A 15,777-nucleotide genomic window follows, 5' to 3' on the forward strand; every position below is an offset into this window, starting at 1 on the left:
CAGGGCTCCGGGGGCACGGTCAGATGTAGTGCGCCGTGGTGGTCATCACCTTGGCGGCCGCCCTCATCGCGGCGCGGGCGGGTGCCGGCAGATGCAGCGCGCCGGAGGCCCGCGCCTGCGCCGCGTGGCGCTCCTCGTCGTCCTTCATCCGGGCCACCACGGCCCGGGAGGCCAGGTCCTGCTCGGGAAGCCGCGCAAGGTGGCCCTGCAAATGCGCCGCCACCTGGTTTTCCGTCTCCGCCACGAACCCCAGGCTGGCCCGGTCGCTCACCTTGGCCGCTACCAGGCCCAGCGCGAAGGCGCCCGCGAACCACAGCGGATTGAGCAGGCTGGGGCGTGCTCCCAGGGCCTCCAGGCGCCCGCGCGTCCAGGCCAGATGGTCTGTTTCTTGCCGGGCGGCCTCCAGCAAGTGCACGCGCAACCCTGCATCGCGTGTGACTGCGGCCTGCGCCGTGTAGAGGGCTTGCGCACAGACTTCACCCACGTGATTGACCCGCATCAATGCCCCCGCCAGCTTCTTCTGGGCGGGGTCGAGGTCGGCTTCCGCGATGCCCAGGGCGGGCGTGGGCTCGCAGGCCCGGGGGGGCGCGAAAAGCGTGCGCAGGGCGTTGTCAGCGGCGGTCAGCAAGGGGTCCATGGCAGCTTTCAGGATGGCAAGGGGCAGGAAACACAATTTTCACTTGGATACAAATATTCGGCAGGTGCCGACGGGGGCCGCAAGGGTGCCGAAACCGATTTTGCTGGCGCTCCGTGAAATGTTGCAACACTGCAACGATTTTCCCCTTTCGGGTCGATTGTGGGTGAATTCCTTTGCGAAACCCGGCCGGGTCTGGTGCAATAAGAGCAACTTCCCCACCAGGAGGTTGGCCCGGGGAACCGGCGGGACTGTGCAGGTGCTTTCACCATAGACCCCCCGTACCGGCGCCCTATGTTTAACCTTGGAGTAACTCGCAATGAAAAAATCCCTGATTGCCCTGGCTGTGCTGGCTGCTTCCGGCGCTGCAATGGCTCAATCGTCCGTGACCCTGTTCGGCGTGGTTGATGCAACCTACGCTTACGGTTCCGGCAGCGTCGCTAACAAGTCCCAACTGACGAACTCCGGCTACAACAGCAGCCGTCTGGGTTTCCGCGGCGTTGAAGATCTGGGTGGCGGCATGTCCGCTTCGTTCTGGCTGGAAGCTGGTCTGAACAACGACAACGGCCAAGGCGCTGCTACCAACGCTACCAACCAAGGCGCTGCTGCTGCTCTGGGCAACGGCCAACAAGGCCTGACGTTCAACCGTCGTTCGACGGTCAGCCTGAACGGCGGCTTCGGTGAAGTGCGTCTGGGCCGTGACTACACGCCCCAATTCTGGAACCTGACCGTGTTCGATCCGTTCGGCACGAACGGTGTTGGCACGACCCAAACCCTGAACTCCAGCCTGGGTGGCCCAACCACCATCCGCGCTTCGAACGCCATCGGCTACTTCCTGCCTGGCAACCTGGGCGGCTTCTACGGCCAAGCACAGTACTACATGGGTGAAAACCTGAGCAACGCTGCCAACAAGAAGGACGGGAACGGCCTGGCTCTGCGTGCTGGTTACGCCAACGGCCCCATCAACGTGGCTCTGGCTTTCTCTGACACCAAGTTCCTGAGCGGCAACATCAAGGCTGTGAACGTGGGCGGTCAATACGATCTGGGCGTGGCCAAGATCATGGCTCACTACAACCAAGACGACATCAAGAACGGCAACGAAGGCAAGGGCTTCCTGATCGGCGGTCTGGTGCCAGTCGGCGCAGGCGAAATCCGTCTGTCTTACTCCACCTACAAGATCGAAACCCCCGGTGCTGATCCCCGCGCCAACAAGCTGGCTCTGGGCTACGTGCACAACCTGTCCAAGCGCACGGCTCTGTACGCAACGTACGCTCACGTGAGCAACAAGAACGGCTCCGCTCAGTCCCTGAACGGTTCCGTGACTGCTGCTGGCGAAAACTCCAACGGCTACGACTTCGGTATCCGTCACAGCTTCTAATATCAAGACTGGCCTTTGGTCAGTTGACGATATCAAAGCTAAAAAGCCGCCTTCGGGCGGCTTTTTTTTTGACCGACCGACTGACTGTTTGTCTGCGGTTGATTGCGGGAGTTGAATTGTGGATTGCCCGAGTGAACAATCCAGTGCTGCATGGCATGTAACTCCGGGTACATGCCTTCTGCCGCTGCAATGCCTGACACCTTCCGGAGGGCCTTGTTGGCCCTGTCTCCGTGGTTTCTTTCCCTTCTTTGCCCCGGTGCAGATTCTTGGCACCATCCTTGCGTGCTGGAACGACGCAAAAGCAACGTAAATCCACCCTCAGAGGCCCTTCTCGGCGCTGGAGATTCAGGGATTTCCCGTTGGCTATAGAGCAACCTTTACTGCATAGTAAAACTTTTAATCAAGAGGGTTCCATGAAACTCAAATACAGTCTTTTGTCGGTAGCTGCCATGGCTGCACTGCTTGCAGCGCCGGCGCTGCATGCCAAGCCCTTCAAATGGGCGAGCCAGGGGGAGATTGCGACCTGGGATATCCATTCCCAAAACAATGCACTGCAAAACGGCATTCATGCCAATGTGTATGAGAGCCTGGTCTACTACAACAGCAAGACATTTGACGTGGAGCCCGTCCTGGCGACCTCCTGGAAAGAGGTCAGCCCCACACAGGTGCGCTTCACGCTGCGCCAGGGAGTGAAGTTCCATGATGGGTCGGCGTTCACCGCCGATGACGCCGTGTACTCGCTGCAGCGCGCGATGGCGAAGACGTCGAACTTCACGCCCTACATCCAGGGCATCAGCAAGGTCAACAAGGTCGACGCGCAAACCATCGACGTCATCCTGACGGCCCCCAATCCCGTGCTGCTGCGCCAGATGACCGAACTGCGCATGATGAGCAAGGCCTGGGCGGAAAAGAACAAGTCCGTGGAGCCCAAGGACATCAAGGGCAGCGATGAGAACTTTGCCCACCGCAATGCCATGGGCACCGGCCCCTACACGCTGGAGTCGTGGCAGCCCGATGTGAAGATGGTCTTCAAGCGCAACCCCAACTGGTGGGGCAAGATGGACGGCAACGTCACGGAAATCGTCTACACCCCGATCAAGTCCGCCGCCACGCGCATCGCTGCGCTGCTGTCGGGCGAAGTGGACATGGTGCTGGACCCCACGCCCCAGGATCTGGGTCGCCTGCGCGCCAGCCCCGACCTGAAGGTGATCGACGGTGTGGAGAACCGCACCATCTTCCTGGGCATGGACCAGTTCCGCGATGAGCTGCCAGGCTCCAACATCAAGGGCAAGAACCCGCTCAAGGACGTGCGCGTGCGCAAGGCCCTGTACCAGGCCATCGATGCCGACACGATTTCGCGCAACATCATGCGCGGCCTGGGCAAGCCTACGGGCACCATCGTGGCGCCCCAGGTGGCCGGATACACCGAAGCCGTGGGCAAGCGTTTCCCCTACAGTGTGGAAGCCTCCAAGAAGCTGCTGGCCGAAGCGGGTTATCCCGATGGCTTCGAAGTGGATTTCGCCTGCCCGAACAACCGCTACATCAACGACGAGGCCATCTGCCAGGCCGTGACGGCCATGTGGTCGCGTGTGGGCGTGAAGGCCAAGCTGCGCACGCTGCCACTGGTGAACTATTTCCCCATGATCCAGCGCTACGAAGCCAGCATCTACATGCTGGGCTGGGGCGTGCCGACGTTCGATGCGTTGTACAGCCTGCAGTCGCTGGTACGCACCGTGGGCCAGGGGGGTGACGGCAACTACAACGTGGGCCGCTACAGCAACCAGCGCATGGACTACCTGGTGGACCGGATCAAGGCCGAGACGGACGCTCCCGTGCGCGCGCGCATGCTGACGGAGGCGCTGCAGCTGTCCAATGACACCGTATCCCACCTTCCTCTGCATGACCAGGTGATACCCTGGGCTATGAAGAAGAACGTGGAGCTGGTCCACCGCGCCGACAACCGCGTGGACATGCGCACGGTCAAGGTGAACTGATCGATTGTCGATACGCTGAGAGCAAGGGCCTCGAGGCCCTTGCTCTCCTTGATTCAGTTTGACGACGACGTATTGCCAGTCAGTGCCCCTGCCATCAAAAGTGGCCGCGGTGCTTTTATCGAACACTCACTCGACTTCCCGATGCTTGCCTTTATATTGCGCCGCCTGATACAGGCTGTGATTGTCATGGTCACGGTGGCCTTCATCTCCTTCATGCTGTTCCAGTACGTGGGAGATCCCGTGGTGTTTCTGCTGGGACAGGATGCCACCCCTGAACAGATCCGGGAGCTGCGTGCCTCCCTCGGCCTGGACAAACCCTTCTTCGTGCAGTTCTGGCACTTTCTCGTGAATGCGGCGCAAGGCGAATTCGGCCTGAGCCTGCGCCAGGGTGCCAAGGTCTCGCGCCTCATTGCCGAGCGTTTCCCCGCCACGCTGGAGCTGGCGCTGGTCGCCGCGGTGCTGGCGCTGGTGATCGGCGTGCCCATGGGCGTGTATGCGGCGCTCAAGCGCGGCACCTTCACCAGCCAGATGTTCATGACGCTTTCGCTGCTCGGCGTGTCGCTGCCCACCTTCCTGATCGGCATCCTGCTGATCCTGGTGTTTGCGGTGACCCTGGGCTGGTTCCCGAGTTTTGGCCGCGGGGAAGTGGTGCAGCTGGGATGGTGGAGCACCGGCCTGCTCAAGGCCAAGGGCTGGCACCACATCACGCTACCCGCCATCACGCTGGCCATCTTCCAGCTCACGCTGATCATGCGGCTGGTGCGCGCGGAGATGCTGGAGGTGCTGCGCACGGACTACATCAAGTTCGCGCGGGCCCGGGGCCTGTCCAATCGCGCCATCCATTTTGGGCACGCGCTCAAGAACACGCTGGTGCCCGTGATGACCATCACCGGCCTGCAGCTGGGCGGCCTGATCGCGTTTGCGATCATCACCGAGACCGTGTTCCAGTGGCCCGGCATGGGCCTGCTGTTCATCCAGGCCGTGACCTTTGCGGACATTCCTGTGATGGCGGCGTACCTCTGCCTGATCGCGCTGATCTTCGTGGTGATCAACCTGGTGGTGGATCTGCTGTACTTCGCGGTGGACCCCCGTCTGCGCGTGGGCAAGGCAGGAGGCCATTGAATGAGCTCCCCCCTGAGTCGCTTCGCGCCATCCCCCCGGAGGGGGGATGCTCCCAGCGCGGCGGGGCGGCCCTTGCGCGGCAGCACTGGCCTGGGCCGCGCCGGTTTTGCCGGCTGCTGGCGCTGCACGAGCTTTCCGGGCGTCTGACATGCAGTCGCTCCGATACAAAGCGGGTGGCCGGGCGTTTGCGCACATCGCGCAGTTCCATCCGGAGCTGACCGCCCTGCGCCGCGATCTGCACGCCCATCCCGAGCTGGGCTTTGAAGAAATCTATACAGGCAACCGCGTGAAAGAGGCGCTCAAGGTGTGCGGCGTGGACGAGATCCACGACGGCATCGGCCGCACGGGCATCGTTGCGGTGATCCGCGGCCGCAGCACCTCCAGCGGCTCCATGGTGGGCCTGCGTGCCGACATGGATGCGCTGCCTTTGGCAGAGCACAACGACTTCTCCTGGAAGTCGTGCAAGCCCGGCCTCATGCACGGCTGTGGCCACGACGGCCACACCGCCATGCTGGTGGGCGCGGCGCGCTACCTGGCCGAGACCCGCAATTTCGACGGCACGGCCGTGCTCGTGTTCCAGCCAGGCGAGGAGGGCTTGGCGGGCGCCCGCGTGATGATGGAAGACGGCCTGTTCGACCGGTTCCCGGTGCAGTCCATCTATGCCATGCACAACTGGCCGGCCATGAAGCCCGGCACCGTGGGCATCAACCCGGGCCCCATGATGGCGGCGGCCGACCGCTTCACCATCGAAATCACGGGGCGCGGCGGCCACGGCGCGCATGCCTACCAGACGGTGGACGTGCTGGTGGTGGCCGCGCACATCATCACGGCGGCGCAGAGCATCGTGTCGCGCAACGTGCGCCCCATCGAAAGTGCCGTGGTCAGCATCTGCGCCGCGCAGGCAGGCGATCTGGGCGCCTTCAGCGTGCTGCCCGGCTCCGCCACCCTGGTGGGCACCGTGCGCACGTTCGACCCTGTGGTGCAGGAGATGGTGGAAAAGCGCCTCAAGGAACTGTGCAACGCGATTGCTCTTGGCTTTGGAGCCAATGCCACGGTGCACTACGAGCGCATCTACCCGGCCACGATCAACAGCGAGAGCGAGGCCGTCTTCGCGGGCGACGTGGCCGAATCCCTGCTGGGCGCGGACCACGTGGTGCGCGACCTGGAGCCCAGCATGGGCGCGGAGGACTTCGCCTTCATGCTCCAGACCCGCCCGGGCGCCTACCTGCGCATCGGCCAGGGTACCGGCGCCAGCGGCAGTGCGCTGCACAACAGCCGCTACGACTTCAACGACGACATCCTGCCGCTGGGCTCTGCATTGCATGCGAGCCTGATCGAGCAGTCCATGCCCCTGGCGGTGCCCTGAGGGCTGCGTCCCCTTCGCGCAACGCCAGCATCCAATCCCTGGATCCACCACCTTTCGCACCCCTTTTCACTACGAGGAGATTTCCATGAAATTCCAGAAAAAAGCCGCCCTTGCCGCACTGTTTGCCGCGATGGCCGCAACCAGCATGGTCGCCAATGCGCAGACCATCCGAATTGCCAACCAGGGCGATGCGCTCTCCATGGATCCGCACTCGCTCAACGAATCGCTCCAGCTGAGCGTGACCAGCAACGTGTACGAACCGCTGGTCGGCCGCAACAAGGACCTGAGCCTGGCGCCGGCGCTGGCCACGGCCTGGAAGCAAACCGCACCCACCGTGTGGCGGTTCGAGCTGCGCAAGGGCGTGCAATTCCATGACGGCACCCCCTTCACCGCAGACGACGTGGTGTTCAGCTTTGGCCGCATGAAGGGCGAGGGCTCGGACATGAAGGCCACCAACAGCGACATCAAGCAGGTGCGCAAGATCGACGATCACACCGTCGAGATCGAAACCATGGCGCCGCAGCCCATCCTGCCCGACGTGATCACGACCTCCTACATCATGAGCAAGAAGTGGTGCGAGACCAACCAGGCCGTGATGCCCGTCGACCGCCGCAAGGGCATCGAGAACGCTGCCTCGTTCCGCGCCAACGGCACAGGCCCCTTCCGCCTGCGCGAGCGCCAGCCCAACGTGCGCTCGGTGTTCGTGCGCAACGGCTCCTACTGGGGCAAGATCGAGGGCAACGTGACCGAGGTGGTGTTCACGCCCATCGCCAACGATGCCACGCGCGTGGCGGCGCTGCTGTCGGGCGAAGTGGATGTGATGGAGCCCGTGCCGGTGCAGGACATCGACCGTGTCAACAACAGCCCCAACACGCGTGCGGTGACCGGCCCCGAGCTGCGCACCATCTTCCTGGGCATGGACCAGAAGCGCGACGAGCTGCTGTACTCCAACGTGAAGGGGAAGAACCCCTTCAAGGACAAGCGCGTCCGCCAGGCCTTCTACCAGGCCATCGACATCGACGGCATCAAGAAGACCGTGATGCGCGGCGCCTCCAACCCTTCCGCGCTGATGGTGGGCCCTGGCATCAACGGCTTCCAGCCCGAGACCAAGCGCCTGCCGTACGACGTCGAAGCCGCCAAGAAGCTGATGGTGGAAGCCGGCTACCCCAATGGCTTCGAAGTGTCCATGAACTGCCCGAACGACCGCTACGTGAACGACGGCCGCATCTGCCAGACCGTGGCCGCCAACCTCTCGCGCATCAACGTCAAGATCAACCTGCAGGCCGAGACCAAGGGTACCTACTTCCCCAAGGTGCTGCGCCGCGACACCAGCTTCTACATGCTGGGCTGGACGCCCACGACCTACGACGCGCACAACGCGCTCAACGCGCTCATGATCTGCCCGGACGACAAGGGCGGTGCCGGCCAGTTCAACCTGGGCGCCTATTGCAACCCCAAGCTCGATGAACTGACGAAGAAGGTGCTGGTCGAGACCGACAAGGCCAAGCGCGACGCGATGATCAAGGAAGCCTTCGACCTGCACAGCGCCGACATCGGCCACCTGCCGCTGCACCAGCAGGCGCTGGCCTGGGGCGTGAACAAGAACGTGAAGCTCGTGCAGATGGCCGACAACTTCATGTACTTCAAGTGGATGACCATCGGCAAGTAAGCGGTCAGAAGATTTCGTACCTAGATCGTCGCAAAAGAATCAAGAGAAACGACAACCGGTTCTTTTGAAAGTCCACACCACCGCGAGGCCGCTACCCGGGCCTGGCGGTGGTGCCTGTTTACTGGTTCCCACAATGAAAACTACCCTTGCCCGCTGGCTCGACAGCGATGTTGGCTACAGCTTCCGCACATCGCCGGTGGCCATGCTGGCCGCAGCGATCGCGCTGATCTGCGTGTTCTGTTCGGTGTTCGCCGGATGGGTCGCGCCCCACAACCCGTTTGACCTGGCCACGCTCGAACTCAGCGATGCGCGGCTGCCCCCGGCCTGGAGCGCCGAAGGCTCCATGAAATACCCGCTGGGCACCGATGACCAGGGCCGCGACATCCTTTCCGCGCTGATCTACGGCGCGCGCATCTCCCTCGTCGTGGGCATCGCGTCGGTGCTGCTCTCGGTGGTGGTGGGCGTGGCGTTTGGCCTGCTGGCGGGATTTCGCGGCGGCTGGATCGACGCGGTGCTCATGCGCCTGTGCGACGTGATGCTGTCGTTTCCGGCCATCCTGGTCGCCCTGCTGATTGCCGGTGTGGGCCGCGCGCTGTTTCCCAACGCGCACGAGTCGCTGGCCTTTGGCGTGCTCATCATCTCGATCTCGCTGACGGGCTGGGTGCAGTACGCACGCACCGTGCGCGGCTCCACGCTGGTGGAGCGCAACAAGGAGTACGTGCAGGCCGCGCGCGTGACGGGCGTCTCGTCGCTGCGCATCATGCGCAAGCACGTGCTGCCCAATGTGATGGGCCCGGTGCTCGTGCTGGCCACCATCCAGGTCGCCACCGCCATCATCACCGAGGCCACGCTGTCCTTCCTGGGCGTGGGCGCGCCGCCCACATCGCCGTCGCTGGGCACGCTGATCCGCATCGGCAACGACTACCTGTTCTCGGGCGAATGGTGGATCACCGTGTTCCCCGGTGCCATGCTGGTGCTGATTGCTCTTTCCGTGAATCTGTTGGGCGACTGGTTGCGTGATGCCCTCAATCCGCGCCTGCGCTGAACAAGAACAAGAAAAGCGATATCCCCATGAGCCTTTTAGAAGTCAAAAACCTCGTTGTCGAATTCCCGGGCCGCCGCGGTACCCTGCGCGCCCTGGACGACATTTCCTTCTCCATCGCACCCGGCGAGATCCTGGGTGTGGTGGGTGAATCAGGCGCGGGCAAGTCGCTCACCGGCGCCGCCATCATCGGCCTGCTGGAGCCACCGGGCCGCGTGGCATCCGGCCAGATCCTGCTGGAGGGCCAGCGCATCGACAACCTCAGCAACGAGGAAATGCGCCACATCCGCGGCCGCCGGATCGGCGCCATCTTCCAGGACCCGCTGACCTCGCTGAACCCGCTGTACACCGTGGGCCGCCAGCTCACCGAGACCATCCTGGCCCACCTGCCGGTCACGCCCGCCGAGGCCCGCCAGCGCGCCATCGCGCTGCTGCAGGACACCGGCATTCCGGCGGCGGCGGAGCGCATCGACCACTACCCGCACCAGTTCTCCGGCGGCATGCGCCAGCGCGTGGTGATCGCCCTGGCCCTGGCTGCCGAGCCCAAGCTCATCGTGGCCGACGAGCCCACCACGGCGCTCGACGTGTCCATCCAGGCGCAGATCATCACGCTGCTGAAAAACATCTGCAAATCGCGCGGCGCCGCCGTGATGCTGATCACCCATGACATGGGCGTGATCGCCGAGACCTGCGACCGCGTGGCCGTGCTGTATGCCGGCCGCGTGGCCGAGATCGGCCCCGTGCACGACGTCATCAACAAGCCATCGCACCCCTACACCAGCGGCCTGATGGCCTCCATCCCCGACATGGCGGTGGACCGCGAGCGCCTGAACCAGATCGACGGGGCCATGCCCCGCCTGAATGCCATCCCCAAGGGCTGTGCCTACAACCCGCGCTGCCCCAAGACCTTTGACCGCTGCATGACCGAACGTCCCGACCTGATGGATGCGGGCTCCACCCGCGCCGCCTGCTGGCTGCACGCCGGCGCCACGACGAAAAACGCCGAGGTGGCCGCATGAGCACTACGACCACCGCCACCACCGCCGCCGCAGGCAAGGCCCCCGTCGCCGCCCAAGGCCGGCCCCTCGTGCAGGCGCACGATCTGGCCAAGACTTTCGATGTCTCCGCCCCCTGGCTCAACCGCGTCATCGAGCGCAAGCCCCGCACGCTGCTGCATGCGGTCGACGGCGTGAGCTTCGAGATCGAACGGGGCAAGACACTCGCCCTGGTGGGCGAATCGGGCTGCGGCAAGAGCACGGTGGCCCGTTTGCTGGTGGGCCTGTACGAGCCGACACGCGGCGGCCTCACCTTTGACGGCCAGGACGCGCACGCCGCCTTCAAGGGCAACGATGCCCAGGCCATGCGCCGGCGCATCCAGATGATCTTCCAGGACCCCTATGCCAGCCTGAACCCGCGCTGGCTGGTCGAGGACATCATCGGCGAGCCGCTGCGCGAGCACGGCCTCATCACCGACAAGGTCGAGCTCAAGGCCCGCGTGGGCGAGCTGCTCAAGTCCGTGGGCCTGTCCCCGCTGGACATGGTCAAGTACCCGCACCAGTTCTCCGGCGGCCAGCGCCAGCGCATCTCCATCGCGCGCGCCCTGGCCACCGAGCCCGAGTTCCTGGTGTGCGACGAGCCCACCTCGGCGCTCGACGTGTCGGTGCAGGCGCAGGTGCTCAACATCATGAAGGACCTGCAGCGCGAGCGGCAGCTCACGTACCTGTTCATCAGCCACAACCTGGCCGTGGTGCGCCACGTGAGCGACCAGGTCGGCGTGATGTACCTGGGCCGCCTGGTGGAACTGGCCGACAAGCACACGCTGTTCGATACGCCACGCCACCCCTACACGCGCATGCTGCTCGATGCCATCCCCAAGATGCACGACACCGGCAAGGCGCGCACGCCGGTGCAGGGCGAGGTGCCCAACCCGCTGAACCCGCCCCCCGGCTGCGCCTTCAATCCGCGCTGCCCGCACGTGAACGACCGCTGCCGCGCCGAACGGCCCCAGTTGCTCAGCATTGGCGGCATCCGGATCGCCTGCCATGCGGTGGAAGAGGGACGGATCTGAGAGATTGCTCCTGAATCTATAGCTGCTTGCGCTTGATGGGAAAGCGCTGAGGGCCTATCTGGTTGTCAAACTGGCTGGTGTGCGCCTTGCCGGGAGTACCTGGCTTGGCGCCATGGAACACCCCCGACGCCGGCTGCCGGGGCCTGGGCCCCGCAGCGACCCGTGGGCGGCACCCGCGGTCGCCCCGGCGGTGCGCACCAGGCGTCGGTGGCTGCGGGCTCCGCGCTTGCCAAATTGCGCTTGGTGGGTTGGCAAGTGGTTCGTATGATGTCTTATTACCAGATGTTGCAGAGCCGGATCGCTACCGCGTCCCTTTGGGGAAACCGGCCTCGTCCACCCCTTTCTTTTCTGAATCCATGCTCGCTCTTGTGCTTGCGACGCGCCTGCGCTCTGCGCGCCGCATTGTTTTTCAACAATTGACCGTGCTCTGGCGGTCGCCGTGGTTGCGCGGCGGCCGGGGCCTTCTCCATGCCGTGGTTGCTGTGCTGGCCGTTGCCTCCCTGGCGCATGCAGTGCCCGCCCATGCCGCCACGGAGATCCGCACGCTGATCGACAGCGACAACAACCCCGCGACCGGCTGTACCGTCGCCACTCCGGGCGGGGCCTTCGGGGGCGTGGATCAGGTTGCCATCACCCGCATCGACCTGCTGGCGGCCGAGCCGGTGGGGGATGTCGCCCGAGAGGTCTGCCAGAGCGGAGTGCTGGTGGCCGACCCCAGCTTCGTGCCCAGCGCGCCCTTGCACTGGCCTCTGGGTGTCGCTGCCGCCGGCATGCACACGGACGTTGTCGAAAGTTATGCACAGCTGGTGAGTGCGGCGGCGTCCGGCGTGAGGCTCGGATTCGTCGCCAGCACCACCGACGGCAGCGCGCCGCCCAGCGCCCTGTTGTCGGCTGATGGCAGCGGCGGTTCGCCGATCCATCTGGCCGCGGCGGCGGCAGCTGCCGTGGCCGTGCCCGCACTGGGCGGGGCCGGCCTGCTGCTGGTGGCCTGTGCGCTGGTCTTTGCCACCTACCGCTTTGCCCGCGTTCGCCGCTATGCGGCCACCGGCGCCACCTTGTGCCTGTTGCTCGTGGTGAGCCTGGCCTGGGCCGCGATCGTGCGCGACGGGTCGCCGTCGGACTGGGGCGGTACGCCGCCCGTGGCGACGGCTTCCACCACCGGCCCGCACCAGATCGCGGCCGTCTACGCGCGGCTGGAAGGCAGCACCCTGCAGCTGCGCTATGACCTGGACCTCGGCGTGCGGGACGGCGCGCCGCTGGACGATGGGCCGTTCGCCGCCACCGTGGGTGCCCCGCTGTCCGTGCCCGCACCGGGCCTGCTGTCCAACGATGCGCCTGGTTCCCCGCCGTTGCAGGTCCGCGAGTTCCGCGTGCAAGGCGCGGTCTCCAACACGCCGGCGGGCGGGGTGGTCGCGTTCGCGGGCAACTCGCTGACGGTGGCGCCGGATGGTGGCTTCACCGTGGGGCCGCCCACGCTCCCCGGCACCTACCGCTTCGAGTACCGCGCGCACAACCGGCTGACCCCCGGAGGGTGGGGCGTGGCGACGGTCGAGGTGGCGGCTGCCAACGTCTGCGGCGACGGGGTGCGCACCGGCGCCGAGGTCTGCGATGACGGCAATGCCGTCACCGAGACCAGCTGTCCCTATGGCACCGTGTCCTGCACCACCTGCAACGCCACCTGCACGGCAACGCTGAGCCTGACCGGCCAGTTTTGTAGCGATGGCGCTCGCAACGGCGCCGAGGTCTGCGACGACGGCAACAACGTGACGGAGACCAGTTGCCCGGACGGCACGGCCACCTGCCAGGCATGCAACGCCACCTGCACGGCGACGCTGAACCTCACGGGCGCCTTCTGCGGCGACGGCATACGCAACGGCGCCGAGGTCTGCGACGACGGCAACAACGTGACGGAGACCAGCTGCCCGGACGGCACGGCCACCTGCATGAGGTGCAACGCCACCTGCACGGCGACGCTGAGCCTGACGGGCGCCTTCTGCGGCGACGGCATACGCAACGGCGCCGAGGTCTGCGACGACGGCAACAACGTGACGGAGACCAGCTGCCCCTATGGCAGCGCTTCCTGCATGGCCTGCAACGCCTCCTGCACGGCGCCGTTGAGCCTGACGGGCGGGTACTGTGGTGACGGGGTCGTCAACGGCGGGGAGGTCTGTGATGGCACTCCGGGCTGTTCGGCCATGTGCACGCCGCTGTAGGGGCAGCCATCCGGGCACCGGCCGGCAGAGGGTGTGCCGTCGGCGCCGCCGGGCCGGCGGTGGCCGGCGGTTCTGGGCACGCAGGGGCCGATGTCCCGAGGGTGGCGGATCCTGCGGGCGGCAGGGCGCCTACGCGTAGCGCTTGGCGCGGAGGTTTTCCTTCATCTGCTGCAGGATGGGCTGCAGCGAGCTGCCGATGCGCAGCGCCACGCAGGTCGCCAGCACGTCGATGATCAGCAGGTGCATCAGGCGCGACACCATCGGGCTGTAGCGGTCGTAACCCTCGGGGTGGTCGGCGGCCAGGTGGATCTGGCAGGTGCTGGCCAGGGGCGAGCCGCTGGCCGTGATGACGATGGTGGTCGCGCCGTTCCTGCGCGCGATGTCCGCCGCGTCCATCAGGTCGCGCGTGCGGCCCGAGTTGGAGATGATCACCGCGCAGTCGCCCGGGCCCAGCAAGGTGGCGCTCATCACCTGCATGTGGCCGTCGCTGCTGGCGATGGAGGTGACGCCCAGGCGAAAGAACTTGTGCTGGGCGTCCTGCGCAACGATGCCCGAATTGCCCACGCCGTAGAACTCGATGCGCTTGCCCGTCTTCCAGGTCGCGGCAATCGCCTCGGCCGCGCGTTCGATGGCCACGGTGCTGGCCGCGTTGCGGTACTGCAGGAAGGCGGCCACCGCGTTGTCGACGACCTTCACCAGCACGTCGCCCGTCTTGTCATCCGCATCCACGCTGCGGTGGATGAAGGGCACGCCCTCGCTCACGCTGCCCGCGAGCTTGAGCTTGAAATCGGCCAGCCCGTCATAGCCCATGCTGCGGCAAAAGCGCACCACCGTGGGCTTGCTCACGTGGGCGCGCTCGGCCAGCTCGCGCACGGGCAGCCGTGCGAACGCGCGGGGGTCGGTGAGCACCAGCTTGGCCACCCGCTGTTCGGCGGGGGCCAGCGAGGGCAGGGAGGCGGTGATGCGGTCGAGCATGTCGGTGAAGGCGTGTCAGTGGCGCCGGCAGCCGGGCGGGCCAAGGCGGCGCATCGACGGGGAGCAAGACAGGGCGGGCATGGGCGGGCTCGTGGTCGGCGGCGCCGCCGGGGATGGCGGTGCCGCATGTTCGCCTAATGTAACTTGGTTCCAAACGCCACGGGGAGGGGGCCGGCCCTGCCTTTCATCCTGCTTGCACCATGCCTGCGGGGTTCCCCCCTGACCCGGCCAGGGCCGCGGCAATAGCATCCTTGCATCACGTAATCCCGATACCTAGGAGCCTTTCATGCGCAAACCTCTGCTGAAGAACCTGCTGGCCGGAGCGGCCCTTGCGACCGCGGCCTGCGGCAGCTGGGCCCAGGGCCAGGTCAACATCATCTGTTCGGTGCAGGCCGAGTGGTGCAACCTGATGTCCACGGTGTACGCCAAGACCACCGGCACCAAGGTCAACATGACGGCCAAGGGATCGGGCGAGGCGCTGGCCCAGCTCAATGCCGAGAAGGCCAACCCCAAGACCGACATCTGGTTCGGCGGCACGGGCGACCCGCACCTGCAGGCGGCCGAGCAGGGCCTCACGCTCGAATACAAATCGCCGCAGCTCGCTCAGCTCTACCCCTGGGCGCAGAAGCAGGCCACCGATTCCAAATACCGCACCGTGGGCGTGTACCTGGGCCCGCTGGGTTTCGGCTACAACAAGGAGCTGCTGGCCAAGCGCAAGCTCAACCCGCCGCAGTCGTGGGCCGACCTGCTCAAGCCCGAGTTCAAGGGCGAGGTGCAGATGGCCAACCCGGCCTCCAGCGGCACGGCCTACACCATGATCGCCACGCTGGTGCAGATCATGGGCGAGGAAAAGGCGTTCGAGTACCTCAAGGCCCTGCACCCCAACGTGAGCACCTACACGCGCTCGGGCACGGCGCCGGTCAAGGCCGCGGCGCGGGGCGAGACCACGGTCTCCATCAGTTTCGTGCACGACGTGACCACCGAGGCGGTCAACGGCTTTCCCGTCGGGTCCATCACGCCCTCGGAAGGCACGGGCGCCGAGGTGGGCTCGATGAGCATCGTCAAGAACGGCCCGAACACCGAGGCGGCCAAGAAGTTCTACGAATGGGCGCTCACGCCCGGGGGGCAGCAGTTCGGCCTGGCGGCCAAGCAGTTCCAGCTGCCCAGCAACACGCAGGTGCCCAAGGACCCGCGCATGACCGACCCGGCCAAGATGAAGCTCATCAACTACGACTACGCAAAGTACGGCGCGAGCGCCGAGCGCCGCCGCCTGATCGCGCGCTGGGAAAAAGACGTGCAGAACGCTGCGCGCTGAG

General features: G+C 65.6%; 12 protein-coding genes. 10 read left to right on the plus strand and 2 right to left on the minus strand.

From position 1 onward, the window contains the following. Positions 1-19 precede the first annotated feature (19 nt). Positions 20-637: a 2-polyprenyl-3-methyl-6-methoxy-1,4-benzoquinone monooxygenase gene (coq7, locus tag AC07PV_RS12520; protein ID WP_494630392.1), complete on the minus strand. Its 618-nt coding sequence runs from the start codon at positions 635-637 to the stop codon at positions 20-22. A 316-nt stretch (positions 638-953) separates the two neighbouring features. Here coq7 and AC07PV_RS12525 point away from each other — a divergent pair, with 316 nt between their 5' ends. The 9 genes from AC07PV_RS12525 (at position 954) to AC07PV_RS12565 (ending at position 13,486) form a co-directional block, all read left to right on the plus strand. Then, positions 954-2,012 (plus strand): porin, encoded by a 1,059-nt coding sequence (locus AC07PV_RS12525; RefSeq protein WP_218293319.1) that lies wholly within the window; start codon positions 954-956, stop codon positions 2,010-2,012. 413 nt (positions 2,013-2,425) lie between these two features. Next, entirely contained in the window at positions 2,426-4,006 is a 1,581-nt protein-coding gene (locus tag AC07PV_RS12530; RefSeq protein ID WP_218293320.1) for an ABC transporter substrate-binding protein, read from the plus strand. Positions 4,007-4,147: 141 nt separating this feature from the next. After that, complete coding sequence (locus tag AC07PV_RS12535) at positions 4,148-5,128, plus strand: ABC transporter permease (RefSeq protein WP_218293321.1); 981 nt, start codon at positions 4,148-4,150, stop codon at positions 5,126-5,128. Positions 5,129-5,276: 148 nt separating this feature from the next. After that, positions 5,277-6,494: a M20 aminoacylase family protein gene (locus tag AC07PV_RS12540; protein ID WP_218293322.1), complete on the plus strand. Its 1,218-nt coding sequence runs from the start codon at positions 5,277-5,279 to the stop codon at positions 6,492-6,494. Positions 6,495-6,579: 85 nt separating this feature from the next. Then, a complete protein-coding gene (locus AC07PV_RS12545) occupies positions 6,580-8,163 on the plus strand; it encodes an ABC transporter substrate-binding protein (RefSeq protein WP_218293323.1) in 1,584 nt (527 codons plus the stop codon). A 133-nt stretch (positions 8,164-8,296) separates the two neighbouring features. After that, entirely contained in the window at positions 8,297-9,208 is a 912-nt protein-coding gene (locus tag AC07PV_RS12550) for an ABC transporter permease (RefSeq protein ID WP_494596081.1), read from the plus strand. A 26-nt stretch (positions 9,209-9,234) separates the two neighbouring features. Continuing rightward, the gene (locus AC07PV_RS12555) at positions 9,235-10,224 is read left to right on the plus strand and encodes an ABC transporter ATP-binding protein (protein ID WP_218340424.1); all 990 of its coding nucleotides are present in this window, start codon (positions 9,235-9,237) and stop codon (positions 10,222-10,224) included. Beyond that, complete coding sequence (locus tag AC07PV_RS12560) at positions 10,221-11,273, plus strand: ABC transporter ATP-binding protein (RefSeq protein ID WP_218293326.1); 1,053 nt, start codon at positions 10,221-10,223, stop codon at positions 11,271-11,273. The genes AC07PV_RS12555 and AC07PV_RS12560 overlap by 4 nt, the downstream gene beginning before the upstream one ends. A 356-nt stretch (positions 11,274-11,629) precedes the next feature. Beyond that, positions 11,630-13,486 carry a hypothetical protein gene (locus AC07PV_RS12565; protein ID WP_494630393.1) on the plus strand — a complete coding sequence of 619 codons (1,857 nt, stop codon included), beginning with the start codon at positions 11,630-11,632 and terminating at the stop codon, positions 13,484-13,486. Positions 13,487-13,615: 129 nt separating this feature from the next. On the opposite strand, the gene AC07PV_RS12570 is transcribed toward AC07PV_RS12565, so the two are convergent. Continuing rightward, positions 13,616-14,461, minus strand: a complete 846-nt coding sequence (locus tag AC07PV_RS12570; protein WP_218293328.1) for a MurR/RpiR family transcriptional regulator — start codon at positions 14,459-14,461, stop codon at positions 13,616-13,618. Positions 14,462-14,747: 286 nt separating this feature from the next. Here AC07PV_RS12570 and AC07PV_RS12575 point away from each other — a divergent pair, with 286 nt between their 5' ends. After that, positions 14,748-15,776, plus strand: a complete 1,029-nt coding sequence (locus AC07PV_RS12575; RefSeq protein WP_218340423.1) for an ABC transporter substrate-binding protein — start codon at positions 14,748-14,750, stop codon at positions 15,774-15,776. The last annotated feature ends 1 nt before the right edge of the window (position 15,777 follow it).

Source organism: Acidovorax sp. GW821-FHT09A11, assembly GCF_059418365.1.

Coding starts and splice junctions, on each gene's coding strand:
- coq7 (WP_494630392.1), bottom strand. CDS start 637: ATGGACCCCTTGCTGACCGCCGCTGACAACGCCCTGCGCACGCTTTTC.
- AC07PV_RS12525 (WP_218293319.1), top strand. CDS start 954: ATGAAAAAATCCCTGATTGCCCTGGCTGTGCTGGCTGCTTCCGGCGCT.
- AC07PV_RS12530 (WP_218293320.1), top strand. CDS start 2,426: ATGAAACTCAAATACAGTCTTTTGTCGGTAGCTGCCATGGCTGCACTG.
- AC07PV_RS12535 (WP_218293321.1), top strand. CDS start 4,148: ATGCTTGCCTTTATATTGCGCCGCCTGATACAGGCTGTGATTGTCATG.
- AC07PV_RS12540 (WP_218293322.1), top strand. CDS start 5,277: ATGCAGTCGCTCCGATACAAAGCGGGTGGCCGGGCGTTTGCGCACATC.
- AC07PV_RS12545 (WP_218293323.1), top strand. CDS start 6,580: ATGAAATTCCAGAAAAAAGCCGCCCTTGCCGCACTGTTTGCCGCGATG.
- AC07PV_RS12550 (WP_494596081.1), top strand. CDS start 8,297: ATGAAAACTACCCTTGCCCGCTGGCTCGACAGCGATGTTGGCTACAGC.
- AC07PV_RS12555 (WP_218340424.1), top strand. CDS start 9,235: ATGAGCCTTTTAGAAGTCAAAAACCTCGTTGTCGAATTCCCGGGCCGC.
- AC07PV_RS12560 (WP_218293326.1), top strand. CDS start 10,221: ATGAGCACTACGACCACCGCCACCACCGCCGCCGCAGGCAAGGCCCCC.
- AC07PV_RS12565 (WP_494630393.1), top strand. CDS start 11,630: ATGCTCGCTCTTGTGCTTGCGACGCGCCTGCGCTCTGCGCGCCGCATT.
- AC07PV_RS12570 (WP_218293328.1), bottom strand. CDS start 14,461: ATGCTCGACCGCATCACCGCCTCCCTGCCCTCGCTGGCCCCCGCCGAA.
- AC07PV_RS12575 (WP_218340423.1), top strand. CDS start 14,748: ATGCGCAAACCTCTGCTGAAGAACCTGCTGGCCGGAGCGGCCCTTGCG.